This is a genomic window from Cedecea colo (genome assembly GCF_011808225.1).
GTDB lineage: Bacteria > Pseudomonadota > Gammaproteobacteria > Enterobacterales > Enterobacteriaceae > Dryocola > Dryocola colo.
Genome location: NZ_SOYS01000001.1, coordinates 622,511 through 638,106 on the forward strand (window position 1 = coordinate 622,511; position 15,596 = coordinate 638,106).

The following is a 15,596-nucleotide window of genomic DNA, read 5'->3' on the forward strand; positions in this document are numbered from 1 at the left end:
GCCTCTAAAAGCCTTGTGCAATATTGGCAATAGTCCGGAGAACGGAACCATCGCGCTCATTAATTCGCTCACTTTATGTCATTGGCAATGGGCAATATGCAGACCATCTCCATGCAGCGCAGGCTGGTGCCTGCCAGTGATGACGGATATAGCGCTTCTTCTATAACGGTAAAACCATTTTTTTCATAAAACGTGCAGGCGTTCGGCGTTGAAGAAAGCGTTAGCTGGGTAAGCCCTCTTTTTATAGCCTCTTCTTTTATCGCCTGCAAAATCCGGCTCGCCATTCCCTGCCCCAGAAATGCCGGTAATGTAAACACGGCCTCTACCGAACCGGACATGAGATCCAGAAAGCCTGTCGCTACCGGGCTGTTACCGCTCGGATCGTCCACCACGAAAAAAGGATTATTTGCCACGGCGCTACGGTAAGCCTGCGGCATGATTTCAGGCGTCCAGGCAGTAATGACTTCCGCGGCATAGCTTTCGCGACAGCCATATCTTATCGCCTGATTGCGGATATCCCACAGCGCTTGCGCCTCATCGGGTGATGCCAGCCTGACTTTCATATTCTCTCCGCAAAAGGCGATTGATACCCTTAAACTGAGCGAAATCAATCCATTCTGCAACTCCTTGCTCGCCTTATTGCTTCATCGCTAAAACAGGCATAGGGTAATGGCAATTAAAAATCGATCGGTCTAAATCTTGATGGCAGATACTGAAGCGTTAAAACCCCGCCGGGGACGGCCACCGAAAAGCGAAAGAGCATTTACGGATACCCGCGAAGCGCTAATCCGTGCAGGCGTGGTAATGGTTACCGAAAACGGCTTTCTCTCTACGGGCGTTGATAGCATCGTCAGAACTGTCGGCGTACCGAAAGGCTCCTTCTATCATTACTTCACCAACAAAGAAGCCTTTGGCCTGGCCGTGCTTGAGGCTTATCAGCACTACTTTGCGCAAAAACTTGATAAGCACCTGCTGAATGCCGACCTGCCAGCGCTGACAAGGATTGATGATTTTGTCCGCTCCGCCGGGGTTGGTATGGCTCGCTTTAACTTCACGCGGGGTTGCCTGGTCGGCAATTTACTTCAGGAATCTCCCCTGCTGCCGGAAACGTTCGCCGGAGTGCTTAAAGCTATTCTTTTTGACTGGCAAACGCGCGTCGCTCGCTGCCTGCAGGAAGCCATCAACAGCGGTGAGATACCAGACATTCACTCTGCTCCGGCGCTGGCAATGAATTTCTGAACCGGCTGGGAAGGCGCGGTCATGCGCGCAAAACTTTTCCACAGCACGGAACCGCTGGATGATTTCTGGACGTTTTTCAAACGCGCCCTGCAACCGACTAACTTTTGTGATTAAAGAGGAAAAATAATGAAAGCGATTGTGCTCGAAGAAGCTGAAGGTAAAACCCTGGCAAGCGTGAAGCAAACCGATCTCCCTGCCGCAGGCCCTGAAGACGTGCTGGTTGATATCGACTGGTCCGGGCTGAACTACAAAGATGCCCTTGCTATCACGGGCAAGGGCAAAATTATCCGCAACTTTCCGATGGTGCCGGGGATTGATTTTGCAGGCGTGGTGAACCGCAGCGGAGATGCGCGTTTCAGCGCGGGCCAGCAGGTTGTTTTAACAGGCTGGGGCGTGGGGGAAAATCACTGGGGCGGCCTGGCTGAACAGGCGCAGGTAAAAGCAGACTGGCTGGTGCCTCTTCCCGCAGGCTTAACCGCCCGTAAAGCGATGATCGTCGGTACCGCAGGCCTGACCGCCATGCTTTGCGTGATGGCGCTTGAAGAAGCAGGCGTTACGCCAGAGGCGGGTGAAGTGGCGGTAACCGGCGCGAGTGGCGGCGTGGGCAGCACGGCGGTAGCTTTGCTCCATGCGCTTGGCTATCAGGTTGCTGCCGTCACGGGCCGCGAAAGCACACATGACTATCTGTTAACACTCGGCGCCGCTCGCATTGTCCCTCGCAGCGATTTTGCGCAAACCCGCCCGCTGGAAAAACAGCTCTGGGCTGGCGCCATAGACACGGTTGGCGGCACGGTGCTGGCAAAACTGTTAGCGCAAACAAACTATTCCGGCTGCGTGGCGGCCTGTGGCCTGGCTGGCGGTTTCGAATTGCCGACCACCGTTATGCCGTTTATTTTGCGTAACGTTCGTTTGCAGGGCGTGGACTCTGTTAATGCGCCCTTTGCACGTCGCATGGCCGCATGGGAACGCCTGGCGAAAGCGCTGCCGGAAAGTTTCTATGAGGCCGCAACAACGGAAATTACGCTCGAGAAAGCACCAGAGGTCGCTGAAGCATTTCTGAACAACGCGATCCAGGGGCGAACGCTGGTCAAAATCCGCTAAACGAGATAAGGACGATTAATGAAAAGTGTATCAGGCTGGGTTTTCTCTCTCGCGCTTACCGCCAGCACCGCTGTACTGGCTGCGGAAGCAACGCTCCCTGCCCCGATTGCAGCCCTGCAAAAGCAGGGTTTTGAACTGAAAGGTGAATTTAAAGCGCCGGGTAATCTTCAGGGTTACGCCATGCAGTACCAGGGGCAAGGCACCACCGTCTATCTGACCCCTGACAAGCAACATGCAATCATGGGTAATCTGGTCGACGCGGCCGGTAAGAACCTTAGCGATGAGCAGGTCGAAAAATGGGTTTATGCTCCGATGGCCAAAGAGATGTGGCAGAAGCTTGAGAAAAACCACTGGATAGCCGCCGGTAAAGCAGACGCGCCGCACATCGTTTATGTCTTTGCCGATCCCTACTGCCCGTACTGCACGCAGTTCTGGCAAAAAGCACAGCCCTGGCTGAAGTCGGGCAAAGTTCAGCTACGCGTGCTGATGGTAGGAATGCTGCGCCCGGACAGCGCTCAGAAAGCCGCCGCCATCATGATGGCTGAAGATCCGGCAAAAACCCTTGCGGATTATGAAAATAGCCTGGGGAAAATGGCGCTTAAAGCTCCGACAACCATCACGCCGCAAATTACCGAAGCGCTGAAGAACAACCTTGCGCTGATGGATGAGCTGGGCGGCAGCGCCACTCCTTCTATTTATTATCTCAATAAAGAAGGCCGCCTCCAGCAACATCAGGGGATGCCGGACGATGAAACCCTGCAGGCGATGATGGGTGATAAACCGTAAATAACCAGGAACTTTGTTAACAATTACAGCGCCCTCTGGGCGCTACATCACCAGCATCGGTTTGCTGCGCCGGCCGGGTACGGCAAACTCGTCTAAAGCCTCGCGCCAGTTTTCGAGCGGAAACAAGCGTACTTCCGGCAGCTTGCTGACCGCGAGCATTCCCCATAGCTCGGTAAACCACCGCTGCCAGACTTCTGCCGCGGTGACGGCGAGCGTATCGCGTAAATGGAAGCGCTGCGGGCGAATATATCCGCCCGTCATCTGGTAAAGCTGCCCGCTGAGCAGGCCGTATGAAATAAAGTCCGTGCCCGGCTGCATATGCTGCAACAGAGCAGTTGCCAGCTCGCCGCCAACGGCATCAAAGACAATTTCAGCTTGCTGCGCGGCATAGTGCATCCCCCTTTTATCGTTGATGCTGACAGCAATAACCCCATCTTGTTCGAGCGCTGCAATTTGATTGTCCGAACGATAAACTCCAAACACCGCTTTCGCTCCCTGAAGCTTCGCCCATTGCGCCAGCAGTCCTGCGCAGGATGACGTAGCGGCGGTAAGCAACACCGTTTTGCCCTGCACCGGCCATTTTTTTAGCATCACGTAAGCCGCCAGCGGGTTGATATAACCGCGCGCGGCAAGCACATCGGGAATTGAGCCGGGTACAGGCACGGCCCATTGCGGATCGCAGTCCAGCCAGCGCTGCCATGTCCCCTCGCCCCGCAAAGGTAAAACTCGCTGGCCAATGAATGCTGGGTTATCGGCCTCAATCACCACGCCGACGCCTTCATAACCAGCAACGCGAGGAGGAACCACACGATGACGATAAGCGCCCGTAACGGGAATAAGATCGGAAGGATTGATGGGAGAATAACGCATCTGCACGCGCAGTTTGCCAGCGGCGCGCGGCGCTAAAGGAGAATATTCGAGAGCCAGAACTTCTTCGGGCTGGCCGAATTCGCGGAACCAGAGAGCAGAATTATCCATGCATAAAGCGCCTGTAAACTGAATGACAGGCACTATAACATGTAAAAATTAGCAATAACGACCCAGCGAGTTGCGCATGCCCTGTCTTTGCGTCAGCTGCAAATCCTCAGCAACCTGGTCAGCTCAATTTACCAAAGTAAGGCCCCGTTTTGATTAAGGTAAGTCGTTGTACCAATTAATTCACAGGTGTTTGTAGTAAAAGGTCGTTGAACAAAGCTCACCGTCTGGCATCAGCGCATACGCAGGGATTTCGCCTGCCCGCTGCCAGCCGTTGTTTTGATAGAACAACTCGGCGCTACTGCCGGTTGCGGTATCCAGAACCAGGACGGTTTTCCCGGCCTGTAGCGCGACGTTTTCAAGCTGTTGCATCAGGCGTTGTGCGGCGCCACGACGGCGGGCGCGCGGGTGAACAAGCAGCTTCGCCACGTCAGCACGATGGGGCTGGTTTTCCGGCTGGTCGATAATCAACTGCACGGTGCCCACGATCTGCTGACGTTCATCTTCCGCGACCAGAACCATGCGTTGCCGGTTTGCCACGCCACGGGCGACACCCAGCCAGAAGTCAGTTGCTTTCTCAATGGATAAAGGATGCATAAAGCTTACCGATGCGCCGTCTGCTACGCAGTCGATCAGCACTTCATTAAGTTCCGCAAGGCTGGATTCAATATCAGAAAAGGACAGTACGCGAATGAGCAGATCGGTCATCTTAATTAATCCTGGACACAAGATGTTGAGTAATCTGAATGAAGCGATGAAAAGCGTCAATAACGCGTGTCAGAGGAAATACTTATAAAACAGGCTCATCCCTGAGCCTGTGTGTGCCATCAGTAGCTGTTTTTTTGCCCGGTTGTAAGAGGCGCGTCTTTAAACATGGCAAGCCGCGTATCCAGCGCCTGGGTATAAAGCATCGTATCGACGCCTACCGCGACAAAGTTAGCCCCCCACGCAATGCACTTACGCGCCATTTCCGGCGACACGGCTAGAAAGCCTGCGGCTTTTCCGGCGGCCCTGATGCGACGAATACTTTGTTCGATAATACGTTGCACCTCGGGATGATCCGCGTTGTCCGGATAACCAAGTGACGCAGACAAATCCGCCGGTCCGATAAATATTCCGTCGATACCGTCAATCTCAAGCAGCGCATCCAGATTATCCAGCGCGAGTTTACTTTCGGCCTGAATCAGCACACACAGCTCGTCTTTTGCCTGCGCCATATAATTCTCTACGCGCCCCCAGCGCGCGGCACGTGCAACGCTTGCTCCTACCCCTCTCGTCCCGGTTGGCGGATAGCGCGTAGCGCTGACAATCTCACGCGCCTGCTCCGGCGTGTCTACCATCGGAATCAGCAGCGTGCGTGCCCCAATATCCAGCATCTGTTTTATAATGCTTTTCTGTCCTTCAACCGGCCTGATAACCGGCTGACTGCTGTAGGCCGCAATGGCCTGCAACTGGTGATACAGATCCTGCACGGTGTTGGGCGCATGTTCGCCATCAATTAGCAGCCAGTCATAGCCTGACGTCGCCGCAATTTCTGCCAGATAGGAAGAAGTGCTGCTCAGCCATAACCCGATCTGTACTTCACCGTTGAGTAATCCTTGCCTGAAGGAATTAGATAAAATTGTGTTCATAGAAGTCCTTATGTGTTATGAGCGCTGCGGGCTGGTAAGCGGCGTTTGCTTAGCCACGCGCAGCGTGAAGATAATCAAAGCGCCAATAACGGCGATCCCGGCCAGCGCGAGCAACCCTGCCGCATGGCTGTCAAAAACGGCTTCAGCTTTGACGCGAATAAGCGGCGCAAGGAAACCGCCAACCGCCCCGAACAGGTTCACAAAACCAATACCAGCCGCAAGTGCGGTGCCGGAGAGCAGTTGCGTGGGCATCGTCCAGAACACAGGCTGTACGGCGATAAAACCAATGGCCGCCACGCAAAGCGCAATAATTGCCAGAACTGGACTAACCAGACCTGAAACGCCGATCCCGATGCCTGCGGCAAGCAGCGTCAAAGCGGCAACGTTACGGCGATCCCCCGTTCTGTCGGAATAACGTGGGATGTACCAGGTGCCAAACAGCGCAGCTATCCATGGGATCGCAGTGACCAGCGAAGCGGTAAAGCCCACTTTTGTTCCCATCAGTTCCGCGACCTGGGTTGGTAGGAAGAAAATCAGCCCGTATACTGCAATCTGAATCGTCATATAGATAATTGCCAGTTGCCAGACACGGCCATTGCTGATGGCATCCCTGAAGTGAGAGGCCGTTTTCTTTTTTTCTTCGCTTGCCAGTTGCGTCAGCAGCACCTGTTTCTCTTCGGCCGTCAGAAAACGGGCTTTCTCAGGCGTATCGTCGAGATAGAAGAAGGTGAAGACCCCTGCTGCTACTGCCAGCAAGCCTTCGATAAGGAACATCCAGTACCAGCCGGGGCTGCCCATAAAACCGTGCATTTCAAGCAAGGCCCCTGACAGCGGCGATCCGAGCGTTAAGGCCAGCGGTGCGCCCATATAAAACAGGCCCATAACGGCGGCGCGATTGCGTTGCGGGAACCACTGCGAGGTAAGGTAAATCATTCCCGGGAAGAATCCGGCTTCGGCAGCGCCTAACAGCGTGCGCACGGTAAGGAACTTCGCCTCGGAGTCCGCATACGCCATGACAGCAGACAGCAGCCCCCACAGCAATGTTGTGCCGCCAATCCACCGACGAGCCCCCCATTTACGCAACAGCAGATTTGCGGGAACGCCAAGGAAGGCATACACCACAAAGAATATCCCCGCGCCCAGCGCGTAGGCTTCGTTACTCAGCCCGGTGTCAATCTGGTAAGTCTCTTTAGCAAAGCCGATATTCGAACGATCGAGAAACGCCAGAATGTACAGCGCCAGCATAAACGGGATCAGACGTAAGCGGTTTTTTTTCACCGCACTGTGCAGAACGGAATCCATAGCAGTTACCCTTATTGAGGCCGATAAAAGGTTACAACGTCACAATTACTGAAGGATTTCAGCCTGCTAAACGTGACGTCGGTTGATTAATGGTTATAAGGTCGTTTCAGATTCAGGTCCCGGTTCAGCTCTACCCCAAAGCCCGGTTTATCCAGCACGGATTTATGCATGCGCCCGTTAACCGGCACAGGCTCATCAATCAGGATCGGATCAAACTGCGGGCGCATCGTTGAACAGTCCGGGCTGGTCATCAGGAACTCGCTAAAAGGCGTGTTTGTGAAGGTGATAACCGCGTGATGGGAATAAACAGAAGAGCCATGCGGCACCACAAGCTGCCCGCGCGATTTGGCGATAGCGGCAATTTCCACAAGCGTCGTCAGACCGCCACACCAGCCAACGTCCGGCTGCATAATATCGATGCCGGTTTCCGCCAGGGTGCGGAATGACTGGAGCGTGCCGTGATGTTCTCCGCTGGTGACCATCATTCCCGCAGGCGTATTACGCTTAAGTTCGCGGTAGCCTTCATACTGCTGCGGCGGCAGACACTCTTCTATCCATTTCAGGTTGTACGGCGCGCAGGCATGGGCAAGTTTGGTGGCGTAGTTAACGTCCTGGCTCATCCAACAGTCGAGCATTAGCCAGAAATCCGGGCCGCATTTTTCGCGGTATTCCGCCACCATTGCCGCATCTTTACGGATCCCCGCATCGCCATCATGCGGCCCCCAGTGCGTCGGCATCTTCCCGCCGATAAAGCCCATTTCTTTGGCGAGGTCGGGACGTGCGCCCGTTGCGTAGAACTGGATCTCATTGCGCACCGCCCCGCCAAGCAGTTTGTAGACCGGCAGGCCAACAACCTTGCCAAACAAATCCCACAGCGCCAGATCGACACAGGAGATAGTGTTCATCACCAGACCACCGGAGCCGGAGTAATACAGCGTAGCGCCCAGCATCTGGTCATGGATAAGCTTGATATCGCTGACGCACTTGCCTTCAATAAAGCGGTTAAGGTGCTTCTCAACGATAAAGCAGCCCATTTCCCCGGCGGTGGAAACCGCAAAACCTGTCTGGCCATTATCGGCCTCAACTTCCACCACCAGCGTACCCAGCACGTTAATCCCGAAAGACTGACGCGACTGCTCGTACTGCTGATATTTACTCATTGGTGTAGCGATATGGTCATCAATCCAGTGCTGATTACCCTGATCGTGGTAATCGGCCCCACCGCTGCCTTTCTCGGCCGTGGCACCGCCCAGATACCAGGCGCGAACTTGTTTTATTTTAGGTAGGGTCATCGGCTGCTCTCCTCAGTAATAGTTATGATGCTTTCAGGTCGAAAGGGCTTCGCCAGCCGAGCAAACGGGAAATGTCTTTCGCGCAGGCAAGGGTCTGGCTGGCAATCAGGTCGCGATTGTCGTCGTTGATTTGTAATCGGGTGCCCACTACGGAAATCGCGGCGCTAAGATCGTTGCGTCCGTTAAATATCGGGGCGGCAACACAGCGCACATCGGCGTAGTCCTCTCCGCGATCGTAGCTCCATCCCTGACGGCGAATTTTGCTGATTTCTTCCACCATACGTTCGGGTGTGGTAATCGACGTTGGCGTTCTGGGGCTGTAGTCCAGTCCGGCGATAATAGTTTCGCGCAGCGGCGACGGCTGCCATGCCAGCAGGCATTTGCCAATGCCGGAGCGGCTAAGCGACAGGCTCTTCCCTTCATGCGAGCGCACGCTGATGGTGGCAGAGGATTCGATTTTGAGAATGTAGTAGGCGTTTGCGTTATCAATAATACCAAGATGGCAAAGCAGTCCGGTCTGTTCCATCAACTGAGTAAGGCGGTTGCGGGCAATATCGCGTAGATCGATTTTGCTCAGCGCGTGGCCTGCTAGCTCCACCAGTTTGGTCCATAGACAGTAGTTATCCTGAGCATCTACCGTGACAAAACGATGCTTTTTAAGTTCGGCAAGCAGCAGGTAGAGCGTACTTTTCGGGATGCCCAATTCGGTGATAAGGGTTGCCGCACTGGTTGGCCCCCGTAACGCAATGAAATTCATGATCTCAATGGCGCGCGTCAGGGCGGGCACTTTGGTTGATTCCATTAGATTGGACTCCAGTCTCGTCTGATGGAAAGAAGTGTGGCGGCGGGAGCAGGATGCTTATGTGAAGTCGGTCAAACTTCGTCGTTCTGTCGCCTCATGAAGATTTTCAGAATGAATAAATGTGATAAAACGCGCAGTTTCTTTTATGGAAAGTACAACAGGTTGTACTCAGCCGCTGGCTTACAAAAGGTTTAACCTGGTGCCCGCCTGCGAATTGGCGTGAGCTTCCGCAAGCGCAGGCGGGTGAAGACGGTCCGGGGTGGCGTGAGGAACGGTCAGGCGCTGTTGGTCGTCGGGGGCCGTAACTTTTTCAACTCTTCAAGTAGTTCACTAACGGTGTGCTTCAGTTCAGCAATATCTTTATCCTTCATCATATCGATTTTTTCATGCAGCGCATAAAGCTCAAGATCGGTTTTAACGTTAACGTTGGACTCTATCTCAGCCCTGCGGCTGTCGTTCATATTCTGTCTTTTTTGGCTCATCATAATCGCCGGCGCGGTATAGGCCGCCTGGAATGACAGGAACAGGTTTAATAAAACGAACGGATAAGGGTCGAACCCCGATTTTCTGGAGAACAGGTTATAGGTGGTCCAGACAATAATAATGGCGGACTGCGCCAGGATAAATGTCCAGGTGGCAATACCGCCTGTTATCACATCCGCCATTCGCTGCCCAAACGTAGTTTCTGGTTCACATTCTGCGGGGTCAGCCAGCAGTTCTTCATGCTCCTGCTTGCTTTGCCTGCGTAATTCGCTGAGTTGACGACGTGATTCACTGTCCATAATGGTACATTCGCAACAAATAGAGGGTGAATAAAGTCTGGTATACAAACAGCGAAAACAGTAGGAATACGGCGCTTTCACGCCGTTAATATCCTCAATAAAGTTTTACAAGGTGTAACCGTGCTCTGGCGGCAGATGAAAGCGTGCCACGGCGCTTTCCAGGCGGGAAGATTCGTCGCGCAGCAGCCTTGATGAACCCGATGTTGCGCGGATCAGCTGATTCGTTTGGGTCGCCACCTCATTAAGCGTGGCAATGCGTTTCGTCACGTGATGAATGCTCTCGCCCTGGTTGAGCGTGGCCGCAGAGATTTCGCTCAGCAGGCCGCTGAGTTTACTCACCACGGCGATGACGTTCTGCAAACTGGTTTCAAGCACCGTTACCGCGTTTGAACCCTGTTCAATACCCTGCACAGAATTATTGATAAGCGTCTTAATATTATGCGTGGACCGGCTACTCTTCTGCGCCAGCAGCCCGACTTCTTTTGCCACCACCGCAAATCCTCGCCCGTGGTTGCCCGCGTGCGCCGCTTCAATGGCGGCATTAAGCGCCAGAATGTTGGTCTGAAACGCCACGCTGTCAATAATGGCTACAATGCCGCGCATCTCGGCGGATTGCGTAACGATATCCTGCATGGAAAGGTTTACCCTGTGCATCATGCGATCGCCCCCGGCGGCGATTTCACGGGCCTCGTCGACGCGAAGATTAGCCAGTTTCGCATAATCGCTGTTCTCTTTGACGCGTGAACCCAGCTCCGTGATGTGACCGGTTACTCCCCGTAGCTCTTGTTCCTGCTGCGCCGACTGGCTGAAGAGCATCTGATTCCCTTCCGCCAGGCGATTAATATTCAGCGCCATCGTTGCTGCGGCGTCACGCACTTCCTGAACCAGATCCTGTAATCCCTGCTGCATCGCCACCACGCTGCCGCTCAGCTGATTCACCTCACGGTTCACGTGTTTTCGGGCAGGCGGCAGACATGAAAGATCGCCTGCGGCAAGAACGTCAATATGAGCAATTACGCTTCTGAGAGGTTTGATAACCCAGCGCGTCACGGCTAGCCAGACGGCGAAGGCCACCAGCATCAATACGCCCAGCGCCACGATAAACATATTTTGCGCATGGCTGAGGCTGCTCAGCAGCGAGCCGCTGGCATCGCGAGTTTGCTGCTCATTTTCATTCTGAAAACCGGCATAGCGATCGTTAAAGTCGCTTTGAAACGCCTGAACGGGCACGGCAAAAAACGCATCGATTGAGTTGCTTTGCGCAAGGCCATCCGCCTGCTCTTTCAGGCCATCAAAAAATAAATGATAGCTGCTGACCAGCGCTTCGCTGTGCTGCCGCTCTTGCTGGCCGTTGGTACTGCGCAGCTGTTGATAGCGGTTAAAATCGGCAAGAGAAGCTTTAAGCGCCGACTGAGACTCATCCAGCAGGCTGTTCCAGCTGCCGACGGAACCCGTTTCTTTATCCTGCAGGAAGTAGATGCCCGCCCGGTTTAACAGATCGCTTGCCATCAACAGCGAGCTGCGCGCTTTGTCCATAAACATCTGCTGTTCGTGCCGCCGATCGCTTGCGAGGACATCACGGCGGGTATCATGCAAAATAGAAGAAAGCAGAAGGGTCGACATGATCTGCAAAACGCAGAACAGCGCTATCACGCAGACAGCGCCGCTCAGTAATCCAAACGAGCGGCGAGGCGTCTTCCATAATCTGAAAATTTGCCTTATGTTCATGATTTTCTTTAGTAACACCAGGAATGGGCCGAGTGTACCGGGCGAAAATGACAGAACTATTTCAGATTTGTGAACAGCTTAGCCTGCGCCACCTTTCTGCTATCGACGATCCTTCCACAGAGTCTGCACGTTACAGAACTCATGCAGGCCAAAGTGAGAAAGCTCGCGCCCGAAGCCGCTTTTCTTTACGCCGCCAAACGCCACGCGCGGATCGCTTGCGCTGTAGCCATTGATAAATACGCCGCCGCATTCCAGACGGGCCGCCATCTCACAGGCAAGCGTCTGGTCTGCGGTAAACAACGTGGCAGAGAGGCCAAAGTCGCTGTCGTTTGCCAGCTCAAGCGCATGCTCCGCATCGCGTGCTACGGTAATCGCCGCGACCGGGCCGAACAGCTCTTCACGGAAAGCCGTCATTGTCGGTGTAACATTGCCAAGCACGGTGGGAGCGTAATAGTTTCCTTCCCCGGCCAGTTTTTCGCCGCCCAGCAGCAGCGTAGCGCCCGCATTAAGTGACGCCGTAACTTGTTCGTGAAGTTCATCGCGCAGATCGTAACGCGCCATTGGCCCAAGCTGGGTCGCCTCAAGGGTTGGATCGCCCGTGTGCATTTGCTGCGTGGCGGCAAGAAACCTTTCTGTAAAGGCCGCGGCAATGCCGTCCTCAACGATAAACCGTTTAGCCGCCGCGCAAACCTGTCCGGTATTCTGGAAGCGCCCTGCTACTGCCGCTTTGACAGCTTCATCAAGGTCCGCGTCATTCAGCACGATAAACGGATCGGAACCGCCAAGCTCAAGCACGCATTTTTTAAGCGCCGCTCCGGCCTGGGCACCAATCGCTGCACCCGCTCGCCCGCTGCCGGTCACGGTGATAGCGGCAATGCGTGGATCTTTTATCGCCCGGCTCACGCCCGCTGGCGTCACATTTATCACTTCAAATAAGCCCGCGGGAAAATCAGCTTTGCTAAACAGCGCTTCGATAAGCAGAGCGCAACCCATTACGTTCGGCGCATGCTTCAGAACGTAACTGTTACCTGCCAGCAATACAGGAACCGCACCGCGCAACACCTGCCACAGCGGGAAGTTCCAGGGCATTACCGCAAGCACCGGTCCCAGCGGGCGATATTCAATCACCGCCTTGTTATCTTCTACCTGCGTAGCTTCTGTGCTCAGCATCGCCGGGCCATGTTCAGCGTACCAGTCGCACAGACTGGCTGACTTGATAACTTCTGCCCGCGCCTGAACAATCGGCTTGCCCATTTCAGCGGTAATCATTTGCGCCATCGGTTCGGCGTTATCGCGCAACGCTGCGGCCAGATCTCTGAGCTTTTGCGCTCGCTGCATTACGGAGACCTGCCGCCAGGCTACAAAAGCTCCGTGGTTTTTAGCCAGCGCCGCATCCAGCTGAGCGTCAGATACATAAGGATAAGCAGCAAGCCGTTGACCGTTTGCCGGGTTTAAGGAAATCGCGTGAGTTTGCGCCGTAACAGAATGCATGTTGTCGCCCCATAGTCTGAATGTCCGCTTACCTTACGCTTGAGGCCAGCCGATGAAAAATGAATAATAGTGATTCAGTTATTCACGAAATGAGAATAAACAATGGATCTTGTGCAGCTTGAAATGTTCACCGCAGTAGCGGAAACCGGCAGCATCAACGCCGCCGCGCAGAAGGTGCATCGCGTGCCTTCTAACCTCACTACCCGCATTAAGCAGCTTGAGGCGGATTTGGGCGTCGACCTGTTTATTCGTGAAAACCAGCGCCTGAAACTTGCCCCCGCCGGACACAGTTTTTTGCATTACAGCAAACGCATCCTTGAACTGGTGGACGAAGCAAGAATGGTGGTTGCCGGCAACGAGCCGCAGGGCATGCTGGTCCTGGGATCGCTGGAGAGTACCGCCGCCGTCAGGATACCCGGCGTGCTGGCGCGGTTTAATCAACGCTACCCGAAGATTCAGCTTTCGCTTTCTACCGGCCCGTCCGGCGACCAGATTGACGGCGTACTGGAAGGAAAGCTGTCGGCCGCTTTCGTCGATGGCCCGGTGTTACATCCTGCGTTAGAGGGCCTGGCCGTGTATGAAGAAGAAATGGTGATTGTGGCGCCTGCCGATCACGCTCCGGTAACGCACGCGCAGCAGGTGAACGGCGCAAACCTTTATGCGTTTCGCGCAAACTGCTCATACCGCCGCCATTTTGAGAGCTGGTTTCATCACGACCAGGCGATACCGGGGAAAATTCATGAAATGGAGTCCTATCACGGCATGCTGGCGTGTGTTATTGCCGGAGCGGGACTGGCTTTAATGCCGCGCAGCATGCTTGAAAGCATGCCCGGCAGCCATCAGGCGAGCGCCTGGCCGTTACCGCCCGACTGGCGCTATCTGAAGACCTGGCTTATCTGGCGCAAAGGCGCGAAGACCCGCCAGCTTGAGGCGTTTATGGCTTTGCTTGAACCTGACTGGAGCGCATCAAAGCACGCTGACTAATGTCGGATTATAGCTTTACCGGCGGGAGATCCTTCGCCATAAACAGGCTTAACGGATCTGGTTTATAAGGCGCAAAGGCTTCAACCAGCTGATAACCCTGGCGCTGATACAGTGTTATTGCGCCATGTTGCTTTATCCCTGTTTCCAGTCGAAGTAAGCGGCATGACTGCTGAAGGGCCTCTTGTTCAAGAACCGCCAGGAGTTTTTCGCCGAGGCGCTGTCCGCGATGTTGCTCATCAATGTAGATGCGTTTGACTTCACCGACCCGGTTAACGCTATCAACAAGGATCGCGCCGCAGCCCACCGCAACGTCAGCCCGATCCCTTATCACCATAAAAATCAACTTCTCGCCATCCAGGCTGGTTAAATCGGTGCAATGATTACTTTCCGCCGGATAGAGTGCGTGCTGGTATGCGTCCAGCGCCGCGATCAGTTGTTCCACCTCTTTTTGAAAAACGGATTCAATGTTAATGGAATACACTTCCCGCCTCGTAATAAATTTGTCATGTCATTCGTTGTAGCACACAACAAATAACACCTGTCATAGCTTTTATTTATGCAGCATCTGTCCTGCGTCGCGTTTGGCCGAAGAGAGTCAACGCAGCAGCACTTTGCCAATCAGATACGTCACCGCCTTCCCGCCGATAAGCACGCGGTCGCCTGATAGCTGACAACGTAAATCGCCGCCGCGCTCTGATACCTGCCGGGCGAACAGCTGTGTTTTGCCGAGTTTTTCAGCCCAGTAAGGGATAAGCATGCTGTGTGCCGATCCGGTGACCGGATCTTCCGGCACCGCCTCGCCCGGACAGAAGAAACGGCTGACAAAATCATATTCACCCTCTCCAGGTGCTGTGATACAGACCATCTTTTCCAGCGGGATCATGGCGTTAATATCCGCACGGATAGCCTCAACCTGCTGTTGCGTTTCCAGCACAACCATATAATCGCGCGCCACGCGCACTTCTTTGCATTCGCTGATACCCAGCGTCTCAAGCAGCAGCGGCAGCGGCATTACCGGTTCGGTGTCCCACGCCGGGAAATCGAGCGTTAACCACTCGCCGTTGCGGGTAACGCTAAGCGGGCCGACAAAACGGGTGGAGAAATGAATCGTCGCTTCGGGATAATCGAAATACTCGAAGATAACGTGCGCGGCGGCGAGAGTCGCATGGCCGCACAAATTAATTTCACCCTGGGTGGTGAACCAGCGCAGCTCAAATCCCTCGTCCGTGGTGACAAAGAAAGCCGTTTCCGACTGGTTATGCTGTTTGGCCATCTTCAGTAAGATGCTGTCCGGCAGCCATTCCGTGAGCGGACATACAGCCGCAGCATTGCCGCCAAAAGTGGTATCCGCGAAGGCATCTACCATATAAAAGTCAACTGGTTGCATAGCATAAACCTTATGTTGTAATGGGTGACCGCATGACGTCTAACATGCCATGAGAGACCGGGCTTGCGCATTCATTTTTTTATGCGCTCACAGCAG

Annotated in this window: 16 protein-coding genes; 4 read left to right on the forward strand and 12 right to left on the reverse strand. The window is 54.3% G+C overall.

Annotation, left to right across the window (positions count from 1 at the left end):
* Window positions 1-68 precede the first annotated feature (68 nt).
* Window positions 69-563, reverse strand: a complete 495-nt coding sequence (locus E2L00_RS02825; RefSeq protein ID WP_167606685.1) for a GNAT family N-acetyltransferase — start codon at window positions 561-563, stop codon at window positions 69-71.
* A 139-nt stretch (window positions 564-702) separates the two neighbouring features.
* Here E2L00_RS02825 and E2L00_RS02830 point away from each other — a divergent pair, with 139 nt between their 5' ends.
* The 3 genes from E2L00_RS02830 (at window position 703) to dsbG (ending at window position 3,126) form a co-directional block, all read left to right on the forward strand.
* The gene (locus E2L00_RS02830) at window positions 703-1,239 is read left to right on the forward strand and encodes a TetR/AcrR family transcriptional regulator (protein ID WP_420808825.1); all 537 of its coding nucleotides are present in this window, start codon (window positions 703-705) and stop codon (window positions 1,237-1,239) included.
* 126 nt (window positions 1,240-1,365) lie between these two features.
* On the forward strand, window positions 1,366-2,340 hold the full coding sequence (locus E2L00_RS02835; protein WP_167606686.1) for an MDR family oxidoreductase: 975 nt from the start codon (window positions 1,366-1,368) through the stop codon (window positions 2,338-2,340).
* A gap of 18 nt (window positions 2,341-2,358) precedes the next feature.
* Window positions 2,359-3,126, forward strand: a complete 768-nt coding sequence (gene dsbG, locus E2L00_RS02840) for a thiol:disulfide interchange protein DsbG (protein ID WP_167606688.1) — start codon at window positions 2,359-2,361, stop codon at window positions 3,124-3,126.
* Between the two features lie 42 nt (window positions 3,127-3,168).
* Here dsbG and E2L00_RS02845 read toward each other — a convergent pair whose 3' ends face one another.
* The 9 genes from E2L00_RS02845 to E2L00_RS02885 form a co-directional block, all read right to left on the reverse strand.
* Window positions 3,169-4,104, reverse strand: coding sequence for a zinc-dependent alcohol dehydrogenase family protein (locus tag E2L00_RS02845; RefSeq protein WP_167606689.1), 936 nt, complete (start codon window positions 4,102-4,104; stop codon window positions 3,169-3,171).
* Between the two features lie 180 nt (window positions 4,105-4,284).
* Window positions 4,285-4,809 carry a GNAT family N-acetyltransferase gene (locus E2L00_RS02850; protein WP_167606692.1) on the reverse strand — a complete coding sequence of 175 codons (525 nt, stop codon included), beginning with the start codon at window positions 4,807-4,809 and terminating at the stop codon, window positions 4,285-4,287.
* A 119-nt stretch (window positions 4,810-4,928) separates the two neighbouring features.
* Window positions 4,929-5,732, reverse strand: a complete 804-nt coding sequence (gene yfaU, locus E2L00_RS02855) for a 2-keto-3-deoxy-L-rhamnonate aldolase (RefSeq protein WP_167606694.1) — start codon at window positions 5,730-5,732, stop codon at window positions 4,929-4,931.
* A 15-nt stretch (window positions 5,733-5,747) separates the two neighbouring features.
* Window positions 5,748-7,034 (reverse strand): MFS transporter, encoded by a 1,287-nt coding sequence (locus E2L00_RS02860; protein WP_167606696.1) that lies wholly within the window; start codon window positions 7,032-7,034, stop codon window positions 5,748-5,750.
* An 86-nt stretch (window positions 7,035-7,120) separates the two neighbouring features.
* Window positions 7,121-8,326 carry an L-rhamnonate dehydratase gene (gene rhmD / locus E2L00_RS02865; RefSeq protein ID WP_167606699.1) on the reverse strand — a complete coding sequence of 402 codons (1,206 nt, stop codon included), beginning with the start codon at window positions 8,324-8,326 and terminating at the stop codon, window positions 7,121-7,123.
* Window positions 8,327-8,348: 22 nt separating this feature from the next.
* Window positions 8,349-9,128: an IclR family transcriptional regulator gene (locus E2L00_RS02870; RefSeq protein ID WP_167606701.1), complete on the reverse strand. Its 780-nt coding sequence runs from the start codon at window positions 9,126-9,128 to the stop codon at window positions 8,349-8,351.
* 275 nt (window positions 9,129-9,403) lie between these two features.
* Window positions 9,404-9,910 (reverse strand): DUF1003 domain-containing protein, encoded by a 507-nt coding sequence (locus E2L00_RS02875; RefSeq protein WP_167606704.1) that lies wholly within the window; start codon window positions 9,908-9,910, stop codon window positions 9,404-9,406.
* Window positions 9,911-10,015: 105 nt separating this feature from the next.
* The gene (locus E2L00_RS02880) at window positions 10,016-11,638 is read right to left on the reverse strand and encodes a methyl-accepting chemotaxis protein (RefSeq protein ID WP_167606706.1); all 1,623 of its coding nucleotides are present in this window, start codon (window positions 11,636-11,638) and stop codon (window positions 10,016-10,018) included.
* Window positions 11,639-11,737: 99 nt separating this feature from the next.
* Window positions 11,738-13,129, reverse strand: coding sequence for an aldehyde dehydrogenase family protein (locus E2L00_RS02885; RefSeq protein ID WP_167606708.1), 1,392 nt, complete (start codon window positions 13,127-13,129; stop codon window positions 11,738-11,740).
* Between the two features lie 102 nt (window positions 13,130-13,231).
* Here E2L00_RS02885 and ptrR point away from each other — a divergent pair, with 102 nt between their 5' ends.
* The gene (ptrR, locus tag E2L00_RS02890) at window positions 13,232-14,113 is read left to right on the forward strand and encodes a putrescine utilization regulator PtrR (protein ID WP_167606710.1); all 882 of its coding nucleotides are present in this window, start codon (window positions 13,232-13,234) and stop codon (window positions 14,111-14,113) included.
* A 7-nt stretch (window positions 14,114-14,120) separates the two neighbouring features.
* Here the strand turns inward: ptrR and E2L00_RS02895 are convergent, their stop codons facing one another.
* Together E2L00_RS02895 and E2L00_RS02900 are read right to left on the reverse strand one after the other, a co-directional pair.
* Entirely contained in the window at window positions 14,121-14,594 is a 474-nt protein-coding gene (locus E2L00_RS02895; RefSeq protein ID WP_167606713.1) for a GNAT family N-acetyltransferase, read from the reverse strand.
* A gap of 114 nt (window positions 14,595-14,708) precedes the next feature.
* Window positions 14,709-15,500, reverse strand: coding sequence for a PhzF family phenazine biosynthesis protein (locus E2L00_RS02900; RefSeq protein WP_167606715.1), 792 nt, complete (start codon window positions 15,498-15,500; stop codon window positions 14,709-14,711).
* Window positions 15,501-15,596: the final 96 nt, after the last annotated feature.